Genomic DNA, 11,837 nt, shown 5'->3' with positions numbered 1-11,837 from the left:
CGACCTGGCGAGGCGCAGCCAAACGCAGCCGAACAAGGAGTGAGCAGGACCTCACCACCCAAGACCACTCCACCCCCCGCCACCACCTCCCGGGCCCGGGACGCTTCTCCAGGCACATCAGTGCTGGGAGAAGAGGAGTTGCAACCGGCCGGGGCAGGCGAATCGGGGGTCTGGTCAGCGCAACCGTCAGAGGGCGGCTTGAGAACCCGTCTTTGAACCTCGAGATCGACCGCAGTAGTCACGGTCCGCCTCATCTGATTCGAGGGTGGGGGCTGAGAACGTCTTACTCTTCTGACGGCGGCCGTGGCAAGCGGCTCTGATCCACCTCTTGTGGGGGCGGGTGGCGTGGCGTCAGATGGGGCTGCAAAGAGTCGCGCGGTCGTCTTCCAACGCCTCGGTGTAGGCGAGCCGGAGTGGATGGGACGGGCTTCGGTGGGAGCATCGGGACGGACCGGCGTGGCTCACCTGCGGGTGAGGCCATCGTCGTTCATACGGCGGAGGGTTTCATCGTAGGAGCGGGCGCTGCGTGAGCGGGTCGGCCAGGCACTCACGGAGCACCGTGCGGAGATCCGCCGGTACTTCCAGAAGTGCGCGCTGGCTGACTGGGACAAGGCGGCCGACAAGCTGACGGAGGAGGGGCGTGCCGACACCTCAGGTGCTCGATGAGTTGCTGCGTCAGTTGAGGCCTCATGTCTGCCAAGATGCCGATCTTGATCCGCAGACGCTGATGGACTGGTTGGGGCGGCAACTCGGCGCGGAGATAGCCCTGGTCGACCGCGCGGGCAAGGTGGAGGTGTTCACTGCCAGGCTTACGCCGGACATTCTTGCCAGTCTCCAGCCGATGCTGACGCAGTTGTCGAGCGGACAGCTGGCCGCTGCGGCCTCGCAGGTGGGTGTGTTCCATGTGCGGTGCGAAGCGCTGGGACGGCACGTGCCGCGTCCGGTGCTGGTGGTGGGCAGCCGGTCACCGCTGACACGCGAGGCGCTGGCGCTGGCGTCCCATGTCGGCGCCATGGTCGAGGTGTTGCGACGTGTCCGGCAGGCCGACGACCTCGCCCTGCGCTATCAGCAGGCGGCAGCGCAGCTGCGCCTGGCGGTCTTCACGGCCCTGATGGCTGGAGAACCGACGCTGGCCCGCCGGATGACGGCCGGCGCCGTTCCGCCGCTGCTGGACGCTGAACGTCTGAGCGTCCACCTGCTGCGCTGCCCGCCCTCAGACCGCGGCAGGCTCATCGATGCCTACCAGGATGCGTCCAGTTATCACGGTCGCGGAATGATGGTGCGTTGCCCTGTCTACGACGACCACCTCATCTGTCTCCTGCCCACGGACCACGACGGCGACTGTGTGGATGGCGGCCTGGCCGCGCCCTTGCGGGCGCTGGTGCGAGACAACCCGCACTACGCGCTGGGCATCAGCACCTCCGTGCCCCTGCGGGCCACTGCGCAGGCCTACGATCAAGCCCGCCATGCCCTGGCCGTCGCCGGCCACACGCCCGAACGGGTCGCCGACTACCACGGCCGGCCACCTCTGGCCGGGCTACTCCCGCGTCGGCAAGCCCTCGCCTGGGCCCGTGCCTTCCTGGATCCGATCAGAGCGGCCCCCCGGCTCACCCTCGACATCACCAGCCTGGCCCTGAACTTTCCCCGCTCCGGTGTGGCGCGGCTGCTCGACGTCAGCCGCAACACCGTCACCGCCCACCTGAAGCGTGCCCAAGACGCCCTCGGCCTCAACCTGCGGGACCCCCGCAGCCGCGCCGAGCTCGCCCTGGCCCTGGCGATCACCGACCTCCCGCCACCCGACGACAACGCCATAGCCGAGCATGTGCCGACGCCTTCGGTGGACAGTCTGCTGTCCACCGAAGCGGCCATCACCTGGGCCCACGCCTTCCTCCACCCCCTGCAGCCCGGCACGGACCGCACCGTGCACCAGACCCTGCGAGCCTGGATCGAAGCCGGCACCGATGCCCAGCGAACGGCCCAAACCCTCGGCATCAGCCGCACCACCGTCCGCGCCCACCTGCACACCGCCGAACAACTCCTGAAACGCAGCCTCCAGACCCCAGGCCCCGGCACCCACGACCTCGTCAACGCCTTCCGCATCACCGACCGTGCACCGTGAACAGCCGCAACCCCACAACTGCGCACCGTGCACATTGCCCGCCGCCCACAGCGCTTTCTAAAGTCTGTCCCACCCGGCCTGTGATTTCGGGCCAACTGACCAACGCGCCATTCCGGCGCACACCAGTAAAAGGGGGATGGAATGCGTAGACTTGCCTCCGCTGCGGCTGCTCTGGCTATGACTGCAGCAACACTCGTCGGATTGACAGCCACCGCGTCGGTGGCCAGCGCGGCTGATGCCTGCTATGACGGCAAGGCCAAGTACGACGTCCGTGGCTACTGGATGCCCGAAGGCCGAAACTGGTACGCCCATACGTCGAGCCGCTGCCGCGATATCAACATCTGGCCGAACACCACCCAATACGCCCAGGTCTGCTTCTACAGCCGCAGTGACTATTCGCCGTTGTACTGCCAGGACGGCGGCGCCAAGAAGGCCGAGGCGGGCAAGTGGACGGTGCTGGCCTCCCACGTCCAGGACGGCCAGCCGTTCAAAATCTTCTTCGAATACGGTGACGGAGATACCCGTCGCACCGGCGTGTTCGCCGCCTGAGCCAGTCGCGCTCACGCCTCGGCGCGGGCTCGGTTCGTCGCACACAGATCAGCGATCACGTCGCAGCCTCCATCCCGCTCTGACCACCCATGTCCTGCACGTCAACAACGGCGGCAACATGCTGGCCTGCACAGCCCGGCGCACCCGGACCGGGTATCAGTCATAGCCCCAGCGACCAACTGGCCGACCCACGTGGGATCGTGGTGGCATCGGCGAACGATGCCAGGGGCGACTTCCAGGCCGAGCGTCTGCTCCCGCCGGTTGGAGTGCTGGTGGGAGCGGGCACCAGCTGACTGCGGCGTGAAACCGGGGCGCGCCTGCAGGTGATGAGGATCTCAGGCGGCTTCTGGCATCACGGAGCCGTGGGCGACGTCGCGGCGTTCGGCGGGACGGTTCGTGCAGGCGCCCTCTGCAGCGCCACGCAATGCCCTGGGGCTGCACCGGACACCAGTTGGCACTACGGGGAGGTAACGTGCTGCGATCACTAGGGCTGGACGCCTCGGCGGAATCCGTCTATCGGGCGATGCTCACCAACCCTGAGGAGGGACTGACCGGACTCGCCCAGCACACCGGGATACCTGAGTCCCGAGTGCGTCAGGCGCTGGACACCTTGAGTGAACTAGCACTGGTCCAGCCGTCCCAGACCGCCTCCGGGAGACTGCGCGCCGTCAGCCCCGAGGTCGGCCTGGAACTGCTGCTCTCCCGCCAGCGTGCCGAACTCGCCGCCCACCAGCAACAGGTGGAGGTCTCCCAGACCGCTGCGGCGGGCCTGATCGCCGAGTACGGCAGGCTCAGCTCGCACAGCCCGCACCCCGAGGTCGAGCAACTGGTCGGCCTCGACGAGGTACGGGAGCGCCTCATGCTGCTGACCCAGAAGGTGGACAACGAAGTCCTGTCCTTCGCCCCGGGAGGTCCCCAGTCCGCGGAGAACATGCGCGCCTCCGCCCCGCTCAACCAGCAACTCCTGGAACGTGGCGTCCGGATGCGCACCATTTACCTCGACAGCATCCGCAACAGCCCTGCCACGATGTCACACGCGATGCGCCTCGCCGAACTCGGCGCTGAGGTACGCACCGTCCCGCAGCTTCCCACACGCATCCTCATCCTCGACCGCCACACCGCCCTCATCCCGGTCCGCGGCGACGACCCGGCCCGCGGCGCCCTCCAACTCACCGGAGACGGCACTCTCACAGTCCTCTGCGCCCTCTTCGACACAACCTGGCGCTCCGCTAACCCCCTCACCGACCAGCCTGTACAAAACGACGAACAGGACCTCACCCCCCAGCTACGCACTGTCCTTGAACTCCTCGCCGAGGGCTACACCGACGAGTCCATCGCCGCCCGCCTCGGGGTCTCCCCCCGCACCGCCCGCCGCCTCGCTGCCGAACTGATGACCCGCCTCGGCGCCCGCAGCCGCTTCCAAGCCGGTGTCCGCGCCGTCAGTCACGGCTGGTTCACTCCAAATTCCGGGAGTGTCTAACCTCGCTGGGGGTGAGGCGGGGGAAGTGCTGCCAGATGAAGATGCGGCAGGAGAGCATCGGTTCACGGCGCAGCACGGTGTGGCAGCCCTCGCCGCCGACGAAGATGATCGCGAGCTGAGTGGAGGGTTCGTCCCACAGGGAGCGGAAGTATTCGAACGCCTCGCCGTTGAGCCACTGGGCCTCGTCGACGAGGAAGGTGCGGGGGCGCTCGGCCAGGGAGGTTTTCAGCAGTCGGTCGAATTCGCTGGGGTGGCGCGGTGGCTGGCCGGCCAGGTCGAGGGCAGTGAACAGTTCGTAGCGCACCGCGCGGGCGGTGGGCCGGGCCCGGAAGGTGATCTTGCGGACGTCCTCGCCGGGTTCGAGTTCGCGGGTGCACCCGCAGGCCCGTCCCCCTCTCCCTGCCGGCCGAGGTGACATCGAACCCGGCACGGGTGAACGTCCGGCAGACCTCATCAAACAGCGTCTGCGGAACATCCTCAGCGGCCATGTCCAGAGCATAGCCGCAGGTCAGAGTCCCGAAGCAGGCACTAAATCGGACGCCCGCCTGTTCGGAATATCACTGCGGCGCACCTCTGGCCGAACGTTCCTGCCCCCGGAGGGGGCAGGAAGGTCGGGATGTCGATCATCACCCCGGGGGTATGTCTCCACCCGCGTTGCGCATCATGCGTTGCAGTACCTTCAGGGTGATCAGGTATTCCTCGTCCGGGATACCCGTGTGCACCTGTGTCCGGCTGGCGCGCTGAGTCTCGGCGGCGCGCTGGTGCAGCGCCCTGCCTTCGTCGGTGATCTGGAGTCGGCCGTTCCTATCCAGCACGAGCAGCTTCCGCTCCACCAGAAGGTCGATGTCGGGAGCAAGGCCGGCGCCAACGTCCAGGTTGGCCTGCTGGGCACTGATCACCTCGTCCCGCGTGGCCCCGGTTTCGCTGTGCAGCACCTGGTGCAGCACCCACCACTGAGGCTGTGTGATTCCGATGGCCGCGAGCCGCCCCCTGACGTACGCCGTAAGCGTCTTGTTCGCGGCCCATGTCCAGTACCCGATCGGCTGGTTCACCAGCTCTTCGTCGTCGTGCGAGTACTTCATCACGCCACCTTCTCTCTGCAGGTTCGCCCACCGCGCCGTGCGAGCGGCCACGCCACGTGGACAGCCACCGCGGCTCACTTTGGGCATCAGCAACTGTCGCCTCTCGACTGCGGTCAGCTCACGTGGGACCGCGTCGGCATCAGTCGTCTGCGCGCACCGCTGGGAGCCTGCGCCCGTAGGCAAGCAGCAGGAGCTCCTGAGCGGGGCGCGCCACCTGGGTGCCCCTGCCGTACGACCACTCCAGGTCGGTGGCCCGCAGTTCGACATCGCCGAGGTTCGCTCGGAAGAAGCGGAGCGTGCTCGGCTTGACGGTTTCCAGCACGATCCGCAGGCGTTCCATGGGGACTTGTCGCCCGATCCCGAGCGCGACGGTGATGTCCGATCCGTGAATGACATCGTGCCCGAGTGCCGCTGCCGGGCCGCCCACCGGCGGCCTCCAGGGGTGATGGGCGTTGTCCCGCAGTGCTGCGGCGAGTTCATGGGGCGTGAGGACAGCGGCGTCGCGGCGCGCGACGCGGTCGGTCATCCGGTGCAGGTTGCCTTGCGACCGAGCCAGCTCCAGCGCCGTCCTGCCGTACGAGTACCTGAATCCCATGCTCATGTGTGCGGCGACCTCTCGCACCCGCCACCCGCTGCACAAGGTCGGCGCATCCCACTGGTGATCGGTCAGTCCGTCCAGCACGTCCGCCAGTTCGCGCCGCTCGGCTGCGATCTCGGCACGAACGTCCACCGCTGCCCTCTTCATGATCACCAGCATCTCGGACGCTGGGCCAGAAGTCCAAGAGACAGTAATGCTCGCAACTAGCATCTCCGCTTATGGAGCTCCGCCAGCTGCAGTACTTCCTCACCGTCGTCGAAGAAGCCAACTTCACCCGCGCCGCGGCCCGCCTGCATGTTGCGCAACCGGGGGTGAGTGCCCAGATCCGGCAGATGGAGAGGGAACTTGGGCAACCCCTGCTGGACCGGTCCGGTCGAAGGGTGACCACCACCGAAGCGGGCGAGGCTGTCCTTCCCTATGCGCGGGCAGCACTTGCGGCCATCGAGGGGATGCGGCAGACGGTGGACGAGTTCACCGGTCTGGTGCGAGGACATGTCACCATCGGCGTCGTCTCAGGGGCCGCCACCGACGAGTACGACCTGGCCGCCTTGCTCGCCAACTTCCACGACGAGCACCCGCAGGTGGAGATTTCCCTCACCGAGGACACCTCAGCACGCATGCTCACCGCCCTGCGTCGCGGTGAACTCGACCTCGCCATCGTCGGCGTCACCGACGACGATCCCCTGCCGGGCACCAGCCTCCAGGTCGTGATCGACACTCCACTGGTCGCCGCCATGACCCCAAAGGATCCACTGCTGCTCCCCGTCGGCCGCACAGCACTCCCACTGGCCGCGCTCGCCGACCGCCCACTGATCAGCCTTCCACGCGGCACCGGCATACGCGGCGCACTCGAACGCGCCTGCCGACAGGCCGGTTTCCAGCCACGCATCGCCTTCGAGGCCGCCGCGCCGAGCCTGCTGACACGCTTCGCCGTCCGCGGCCTCGGAGTTGCCATCCTCCCGGAGATCCCGTCCGAAGCCGCAGCCGCTCTCGGCCTCCGCACTCTGCCCCTGACCTCCCCCCGCCTCCGCGGCCGGATTGCTCTCGCATGGCCGACGGACGGTCCCACCACTCCGGCAGCCAAGGCCCTCCTCATCCGCATGCAAAAGGCCCTCCCACCGACCAAACCCTCACAGCACTAGGAACGTGGCCAGGCCACCCCAAAGTATTCCGCAAGTTCAGAAGCAGGCACTGACGGCGGATCATGCTGCCCTGCTCCTTGCGGGTGGCGTGGTCGGTGCCGTCGAGGGTGAAGCAGCGCAGGGCGGTGAACCGGGCCTCGATGCGGTTGAGCCAGGAGCTGTTGGTCGGGGTGTAGGCGATCTCGACGTTGCTCGTGGCCGCCCAGGTGCCGACCCGCTGGCAATTCTTCGTGCTCGGGTGCGGGGGAAAGTCGTCACAGACGATCGCGATGCGGACCTCGGGCGGGTAGAGGCTGCGCAGGTAGCGGCAGAACTCCAGGAACTGCGTCCGCCTCTTAATCGGCTTGATGCGACCGTAGAGCTTGTCCTTGGCCAGGTCCAGGGCGGCGAACAGGTGCCGCACTCCACCGCAGCGATTGCAGGTGGCCCGGCGCCTGCGGCGGGGTCGCGGTCGGGGTCCTTGTGTCTGCCCCCGCGCTCGGCCCACTGCCGAACGGCTGACCACGCTGGGCATCGAGCCGCTTGAGGCGCCGTCTGCCGGCCCGGCGGCCACACGTAAGGGCAGGGCCCGGGCAAGGCGCAGCAGGCATTCCAACGCGGCCTGGCGGCCCTCGCGCAGCGGGTGGAGCGGGAAGGCGCACACCGGCCGGTGCCAGGCGGCCGCGCTGAACAGATCAAGGTCGACGGCGAGAGGGAGCCGGTGGTCGTGAAGCTGGGCGTGTGGGTAGCGAACACCAGATCGAGGCGGGACCGGCTTGACCAGGAGCAGCTGGACGCCGCGGGAACTGGGCGTGGACTGGGCGAAGCCGGTGACGGTTGTCCAGGCAGGCCCGGGCAGCGTCTGACCGCTTCCTGCGCCGTGACCGGGCCGAGGCTGCAGTGGTCCTGGTCCTGGTCCTGGTCCAGGGATGACGTGCTGTTGGCAGGTTCAGGCCGTGACCGTTGGGCGTCCTGGCAACTGCGCGGACCGGTGCCTGCTGTCGGTCGCCACCGGCGCTGTCATCGGGGCCGCAGGGTGATCACAGCGTGTGCATCAGTGTGGCGAGGGGCCGCGCGCACGTACGGAGAGGGCGTCACGGATCCGCAGCCTGCGCCGGGCTTCACCGTGCCACGCTCGCCTCACACCGGCGGCGCGATCTTGCGATCCTCATGGGGCAGAGCCTCACCCAGGCGCGGATCACGGCATCTTCGCTTCCGTTCGCTGTGACGGGCCTGTGCACCGGCCATGGACTCCGTCGCCGACAGCGAGGCCTCGCTGCAGGCCGCGCTCACCCAGTACTGCCAAGCCCTCGTGGACGAGCTGGGACACACATTGGGCATCGTTCGTCGTTCCCGCCTCGGGCAGGCACCGGCCGCTTCTGATGCTCGGACCAGCGGATCTCGCTACTGCGAGGCGTCTGCCGGGTCGGCGGAGGGCTGTTGTCCACGCTGGAAGGTGCGGCCGAGGCGTTGGCCGGAGCTGGGGGCGGGCAGGAGGCCCGGGCGTTTGGCCACGCGGCCGTCTCCGGAGGAGCGCCCACGCGCGCGCCTGCCGATCCACGGACCGAGGAATCCGGCGAGCCAGCGCGCCTCGGCTGACGCGGCACGCAGGAAGCGTGCCCGGCCGACAGGAAGGACGGGCAACGGGTGGGTCCAGGAGTCGTCGGTGCCCGGCAGGTTGAGCGAGTGAGCGAGCGCCGCCGCGATCCGCTGGTGGCCCAGCGGGCTGCAGTGGAGGCGGTCCTGACTCCACAGGCGTGGATCGGTGGCCACCGGATACCGGGTGACGTCGGCGACGACGACACCGTGCCGGTGCGCCGCGGCGCGAACGCGGTGGTTCAGCGCCTCAAGACGCGGCCGGAGCGGACGGGCCAGTGGAGTCAGGCACGTGATGTCGGGAATCGTGAGCGTGGCCACGCGCGCCCCCTGGCCGGTGAGCGCGGCGAACATCGCCTCCAGATGCGCGGCCACCTCATCCGCATCGAAGCGGGGGCGCAGCATGTCATTGACTCCGGCCACGACCGTGGCGAAGTCCGGCCGCAGCGCGAGCGCCACGGGCAACTGCTGTGCGTGGACCTGCCCGGCCAGACGGCCCCGCACGGCGAGATTGGCATACCGAAGCTGCGGGCTGTGCCGGGCCAGGTGCTCGGCGAGCCGGTCGGCCCACCCGCGCAGGCCTGTCACATCGTCGCCGTCGCCGACTCCTTCGGTGTGGCTGTCGCCCAGGGCCACGAAGCGCAGGAAGCGGGTCTCAGTGCCTGACATGTGCGGCCGGCTCCTTGTCTGCGATCACCGCCAAGAGCCACCATCCTAGTCAATTTTTTGAGTAAGCATCTTGGCGCGCTGGTCGAGCCTGCGCAACGCCATGTCGCCCCACTGGAGGTTCTCCCGCTCGAACGACATCCCGCGCAGCAACGTCAGGTACGGGCCGATACGCTCGGCCTCGGCGAAGTACGCCTCCTCCGAGCGGCCGCCCAGCAGCCGTTGCCGGATCCTCTCGTAGCGGGCCAGCTTGGCCGTGGCCCACCCCATGCGTTCGACGACGGCGGCGCGCACCGCCTCGACGTCGCCGGCGTCCGCGCACTGCACCTTGACCAGCAGCTCGTCCCTGATGACCGCAGGCCGGCCCGGCGGCTCGGCCGTGTATGCGCGCACCGCCTCCCGCCCGGCCTCCGTCAGGGAGAACAGCCGCTTGTTGGGACGACGCCGCTGCTCGACGAGGCGAGCGGTGACCAGCCCCTCGGCCTCCATGCGCTCCAGCTCCCGATAGAGCTGCTGAGGCGACGCCGTCCAGAAGTTCGCGACCGTCGCGTCGAAGCCTTTCGCGAGGTCGTAACCGGACGCCTCGCCCTCCAGCAGCGCGGCCATCACCGCGTTCCGCAATGCCATGGGAGCACGGTACGGCCCCGCGAGTGTCCAGTGCTGAGCACTCCCGCAGCGCCGCACCCTCGCCAAGCAGCGCAGTCGCCTCTACCCTCCTCCGCACATATGCAACTTATTGAATATAAAGATTGATCATGCACCCCTTCCGCAAGGCCGTCGAGAACGGCGACCCGGACGCCGTGGCCGCCCTGCTGGCCGACGACGTCGTCTTCACCAGCCCGGTCGCCTTCAAGCCGTACCCGGGCAAAGCGATCACCGCCGCCTGCGCGCTGTGACACAGGTCTTGGAGAACTTCACCTACGTCCGGGAGACCGCGGACCCCGACGGCCGCGACCACGCGTTCGTCTTCACCGCGAGCGTCACCGGAAAAAGCTCCAGGGCTGCGACTTCCTGCACCTCGACAAGGACAGCAAGATCGACGACTTCACGGTGATGGCACGCCCGCTGCCGGCCGCCCACACGCTGTCCGAGGCCATAGGCACCCAGATCAACAAGATCACCCGCCAGACCGCCGAGCAGTGAGCCCGAGCAGCCGACGCCGTGGTCATCGGCACGGCAACGCCTGACTCACCGCCGCCACCCGCCGACATACGGGACGATGCACCTCCTGGCGCAGCGTCACCCCATCCCCGGCGGCTGTGCCACGTCCTTCGCCGCGAGCGCTTCGCATTCGGCACGGCGCCGCCACCAGGTGTCCCCGGGGTGGGACGTGGAGGCGCCCCACCCGGCCGGGTCTCATCGGATGTGCTTCGCCGGCTTGGTGGCGGCGTTGAGCAGGTACTCCAGGGGGCCGCGGCAAAAGAAGCGGGACCAGAAGGCCGCGAACAGAGTGACCCCGAAGATGAACATCAGCAGCGGCACCCATGACTGCTGGGTGCCGGTCCCGGCGGGCACGGACAGCGCGGACTGTGCGAGGAAGTGGCCGACGTAGGCGGTCAGGGACATCGTGCCCACAGCGATGACCGGCCTTACCAGACGGCGCAGTCGCGGCAGGCGCTCCATCGCCACCGTCGCGCCCACGATCACGAGGATCGCGATGCCGACGCTGCCGATGATGTCGAACGTGGTCCCGCTGTGCGGCCCGGCCGAAAGAAGCGACGACGCCGGCATATCGGGCAACGACCCGCCGCCGGAGGGCATCGACCCGGAGCCGGAGGACGACGGCCCGTCTTCCGCCATGCTCCTCAACGCGCCCGGGCCGGCCAGCAGCAAGGACATGCCGTACGCGGCCACGGTCAGGACGGCACCGAACGCGGCCAGACGCCACCGGACCGTGCCGCAGGACAAGTCCAGGCGGCCCAGCGCCATACCCGCGATCACGAACGACATCCACGTCAGCGCCGGGTAGAAACCGGTGAGCAGCAGATCGAGCACTCCCACCCCACTGAGCCGGCAGAGCAGGTCGTAGGCGTTGATGCTCTCCTGGACCGACGGAGACAGCAGCGAGGTCATGACGAACGCCAGCTGCGGCATGACGAGCGCGATCCCTGCCGCGACGATCGCGAGCGTCCTCGCGCTCAGACGCACCAGAGGCAGGGCCAGGAGGAAGTAGACCCCGTAGAAGCCGAGGCTGATCACTCCCCCGTACTCCACCGCCAGCGTCGTGCCCAGCGCCAGCAGGACCACGGCCCGGATCGCGATCCGGGCCCTCGCCTGCCGGCCGGCCAGGCCGGTCTTCGGCTCCCGGCGGCCGGCGATCAGCATCAGCGAGAACCCGGCAAGGGTGGCGAACAGGACCGAGGAGTGACCGTCCGCCAGGTACCGGATCCAGCCGGCGACGCCGCTCGTGGCCGACAGCGGCGGGCCGATGTGCACGACGTACATGCCGAACACCGCCAGCGCACGGGCCAGATCCACGCCGACCAGACGTCCCATCGAGGGACCGGGCGAGACGGGCGCAGCGCACCCGGGGGAGGTGAGGGGCGGCGGAGGCGAGTTCTCCCGCGGGGCCGGCGTGCCCTGCTGTGTCGTTGGTGTCTGTGGCATGCGGAGACTCTCGCCTCGC

10 protein-coding genes and 3 pseudogenes are annotated in these 11,837 nt (G+C 68.7%); 6 read left to right on the top strand and 7 right to left on the bottom strand.

What is annotated here, in order from left to right; all coding sequences use genetic code 11:
- Window positions 1-640: 640 nt before the first annotated feature.
- From ABZ386_RS33835 to ABZ386_RS33825, 3 genes are all read left to right on the top strand, one after another.
- A complete protein-coding gene (locus tag ABZ386_RS33835) occupies window positions 641-2,119 on the top strand; it encodes a helix-turn-helix domain-containing protein (protein ID WP_358967388.1) in 1,479 nt (492 codons plus the stop codon).
- A gap of 201 nt (window positions 2,120-2,320) precedes the next feature.
- Complete coding sequence (locus tag ABZ386_RS33830; protein ID WP_351345934.1) at window positions 2,321-2,668, top strand: hypothetical protein; 348 nt, start codon at window positions 2,321-2,323, stop codon at window positions 2,666-2,668.
- A 472-nt stretch (window positions 2,669-3,140) separates the two neighbouring features.
- Complete coding sequence (locus ABZ386_RS33825) at window positions 3,141-4,148, top strand: LuxR C-terminal-related transcriptional regulator (RefSeq protein WP_351345931.1); 1,008 nt, start codon at window positions 3,141-3,143, stop codon at window positions 4,146-4,148.
- Here ABZ386_RS33825 and ABZ386_RS33820 read toward each other — a convergent pair.
- The 3 genes from ABZ386_RS33820 to ABZ386_RS33810 form a co-directional block, all read right to left on the bottom strand.
- Window positions 4,123-4,566, bottom strand: coding sequence for an ATP-binding protein (locus ABZ386_RS33820; protein ID WP_356505830.1), 444 nt, complete (start codon window positions 4,564-4,566; stop codon window positions 4,123-4,125). The two genes, ABZ386_RS33825 and ABZ386_RS33820, sit on opposite strands and share 26 nt — an antisense overlap.
- 208 nt (window positions 4,567-4,774) lie before the next feature.
- Entirely contained in the window at window positions 4,775-5,230 is a 456-nt protein-coding gene (locus ABZ386_RS33815) for a MarR family transcriptional regulator (RefSeq protein WP_351345925.1), read from the bottom strand.
- 139 nt (window positions 5,231-5,369) lie between these two features.
- The gene (locus tag ABZ386_RS33810) at window positions 5,370-5,987 is read right to left on the bottom strand and encodes a maleylpyruvate isomerase family mycothiol-dependent enzyme (RefSeq protein WP_356505828.1); all 618 of its coding nucleotides are present in this window, start codon (window positions 5,985-5,987) and stop codon (window positions 5,370-5,372) included.
- A 59-nt stretch (window positions 5,988-6,046) separates the two neighbouring features.
- Between ABZ386_RS33810 and ABZ386_RS33805 the strand changes: the two genes are divergently transcribed.
- Entirely contained in the window at window positions 6,047-6,970 is a 924-nt protein-coding gene (locus ABZ386_RS33805; protein ID WP_358967384.1) for a LysR substrate-binding domain-containing protein, read from the top strand.
- 52 nt (window positions 6,971-7,022) lie between these two features.
- Here the strand turns inward: ABZ386_RS33805 and ABZ386_RS33800 are convergent.
- A pseudogene (locus ABZ386_RS33800) lies at window positions 7,023-7,462 on the bottom strand (transposase); the annotation flags it as partial.
- On the opposite strand from ABZ386_RS33800, the pseudogene ABZ386_RS33795 reads away from it, so the two are divergent.
- Window positions 7,462-7,815: pseudogene (locus ABZ386_RS33795) on the top strand (helicase associated domain-containing protein); the annotation flags it as partial. The pseudogenes ABZ386_RS33800 and ABZ386_RS33795 sit on opposite strands and share 1 nt — an antisense overlap.
- Before the next feature lie 538 nt (window positions 7,816-8,353).
- On the opposite strand, the gene ABZ386_RS33790 reads toward ABZ386_RS33795, so the two are convergent.
- A complete protein-coding gene (locus ABZ386_RS33790) occupies window positions 8,354-9,214 on the bottom strand; it encodes an SGNH/GDSL hydrolase family protein (RefSeq protein ID WP_358967381.1) in 861 nt (286 codons plus the stop codon).
- A 45-nt stretch (window positions 9,215-9,259) separates the two neighbouring features.
- Complete coding sequence (locus ABZ386_RS33785; protein WP_351345913.1) at window positions 9,260-9,838, bottom strand: PadR family transcriptional regulator; 579 nt, start codon at window positions 9,836-9,838, stop codon at window positions 9,260-9,262.
- 128 nt (window positions 9,839-9,966) lie between these two features.
- On the opposite strand from ABZ386_RS33785, the pseudogene ABZ386_RS33780 reads away from it, so the two are divergent.
- Window positions 9,967-10,354: pseudogene (locus ABZ386_RS33780) on the top strand (nuclear transport factor 2 family protein).
- A gap of 213 nt (window positions 10,355-10,567) precedes the next feature.
- Here ABZ386_RS33780 and ABZ386_RS33775 read toward each other — a convergent pair.
- Window positions 10,568-11,707, bottom strand: coding sequence for a DUF418 domain-containing protein (locus tag ABZ386_RS33775; protein WP_358967379.1), 1,140 nt, complete (start codon window positions 11,705-11,707; stop codon window positions 10,568-10,570).
- Between the last annotated feature and the right edge of the window lie 130 nt (window positions 11,708-11,837).

Source organism: Streptomyces sp. NPDC006140 (assembly GCF_040628815.1).
GTDB lineage: Bacteria > Actinomycetota > Actinomycetes > Streptomycetales > Streptomycetaceae > Streptomyces.
The sequence above is the reverse complement of the archived record's forward strand: the minus strand, read 5'-3'. Positions and strand labels throughout refer to the sequence as shown.

Bases quoted from the DNA above. Each gene is read 5' to 3' on its own strand.
- ABZ386_RS33820 (WP_356505830.1), bottom strand. From the start codon at position 4,566: ATGTCACCTCGGCCGGCAGGGAGAGGGGGACGGGCCTGCGGGTGCACC.
- ABZ386_RS33815 (WP_351345925.1), bottom strand. From the start codon at position 5,230: ATGAAGTACTCGCACGACGACGAAGAGCTGGTGAACCAGCCGATCGGG.
- ABZ386_RS33810 (WP_356505828.1), bottom strand. From the start codon at position 5,987: ATGCTGGTGATCATGAAGAGGGCAGCGGTGGACGTTCGTGCCGAGATC.
- ABZ386_RS33805 (WP_358967384.1), top strand. From the start codon at position 6,047: ATGGAGCTCCGCCAGCTGCAGTACTTCCTCACCGTCGTCGAAGAAGCC.
- ABZ386_RS33790 (WP_358967381.1), bottom strand. From the start codon at position 9,214: ATGTCAGGCACTGAGACCCGCTTCCTGCGCTTCGTGGCCCTGGGCGAC.
- ABZ386_RS33785 (WP_351345913.1), bottom strand. From the start codon at position 9,838: ATGGCATTGCGGAACGCGGTGATGGCCGCGCTGCTGGAGGGCGAGGCG.
- ABZ386_RS33775 (WP_358967379.1), bottom strand. From the start codon at position 11,707: ATGGGACGTCTGGTCGGCGTGGATCTGGCCCGTGCGCTGGCGGTGTTC.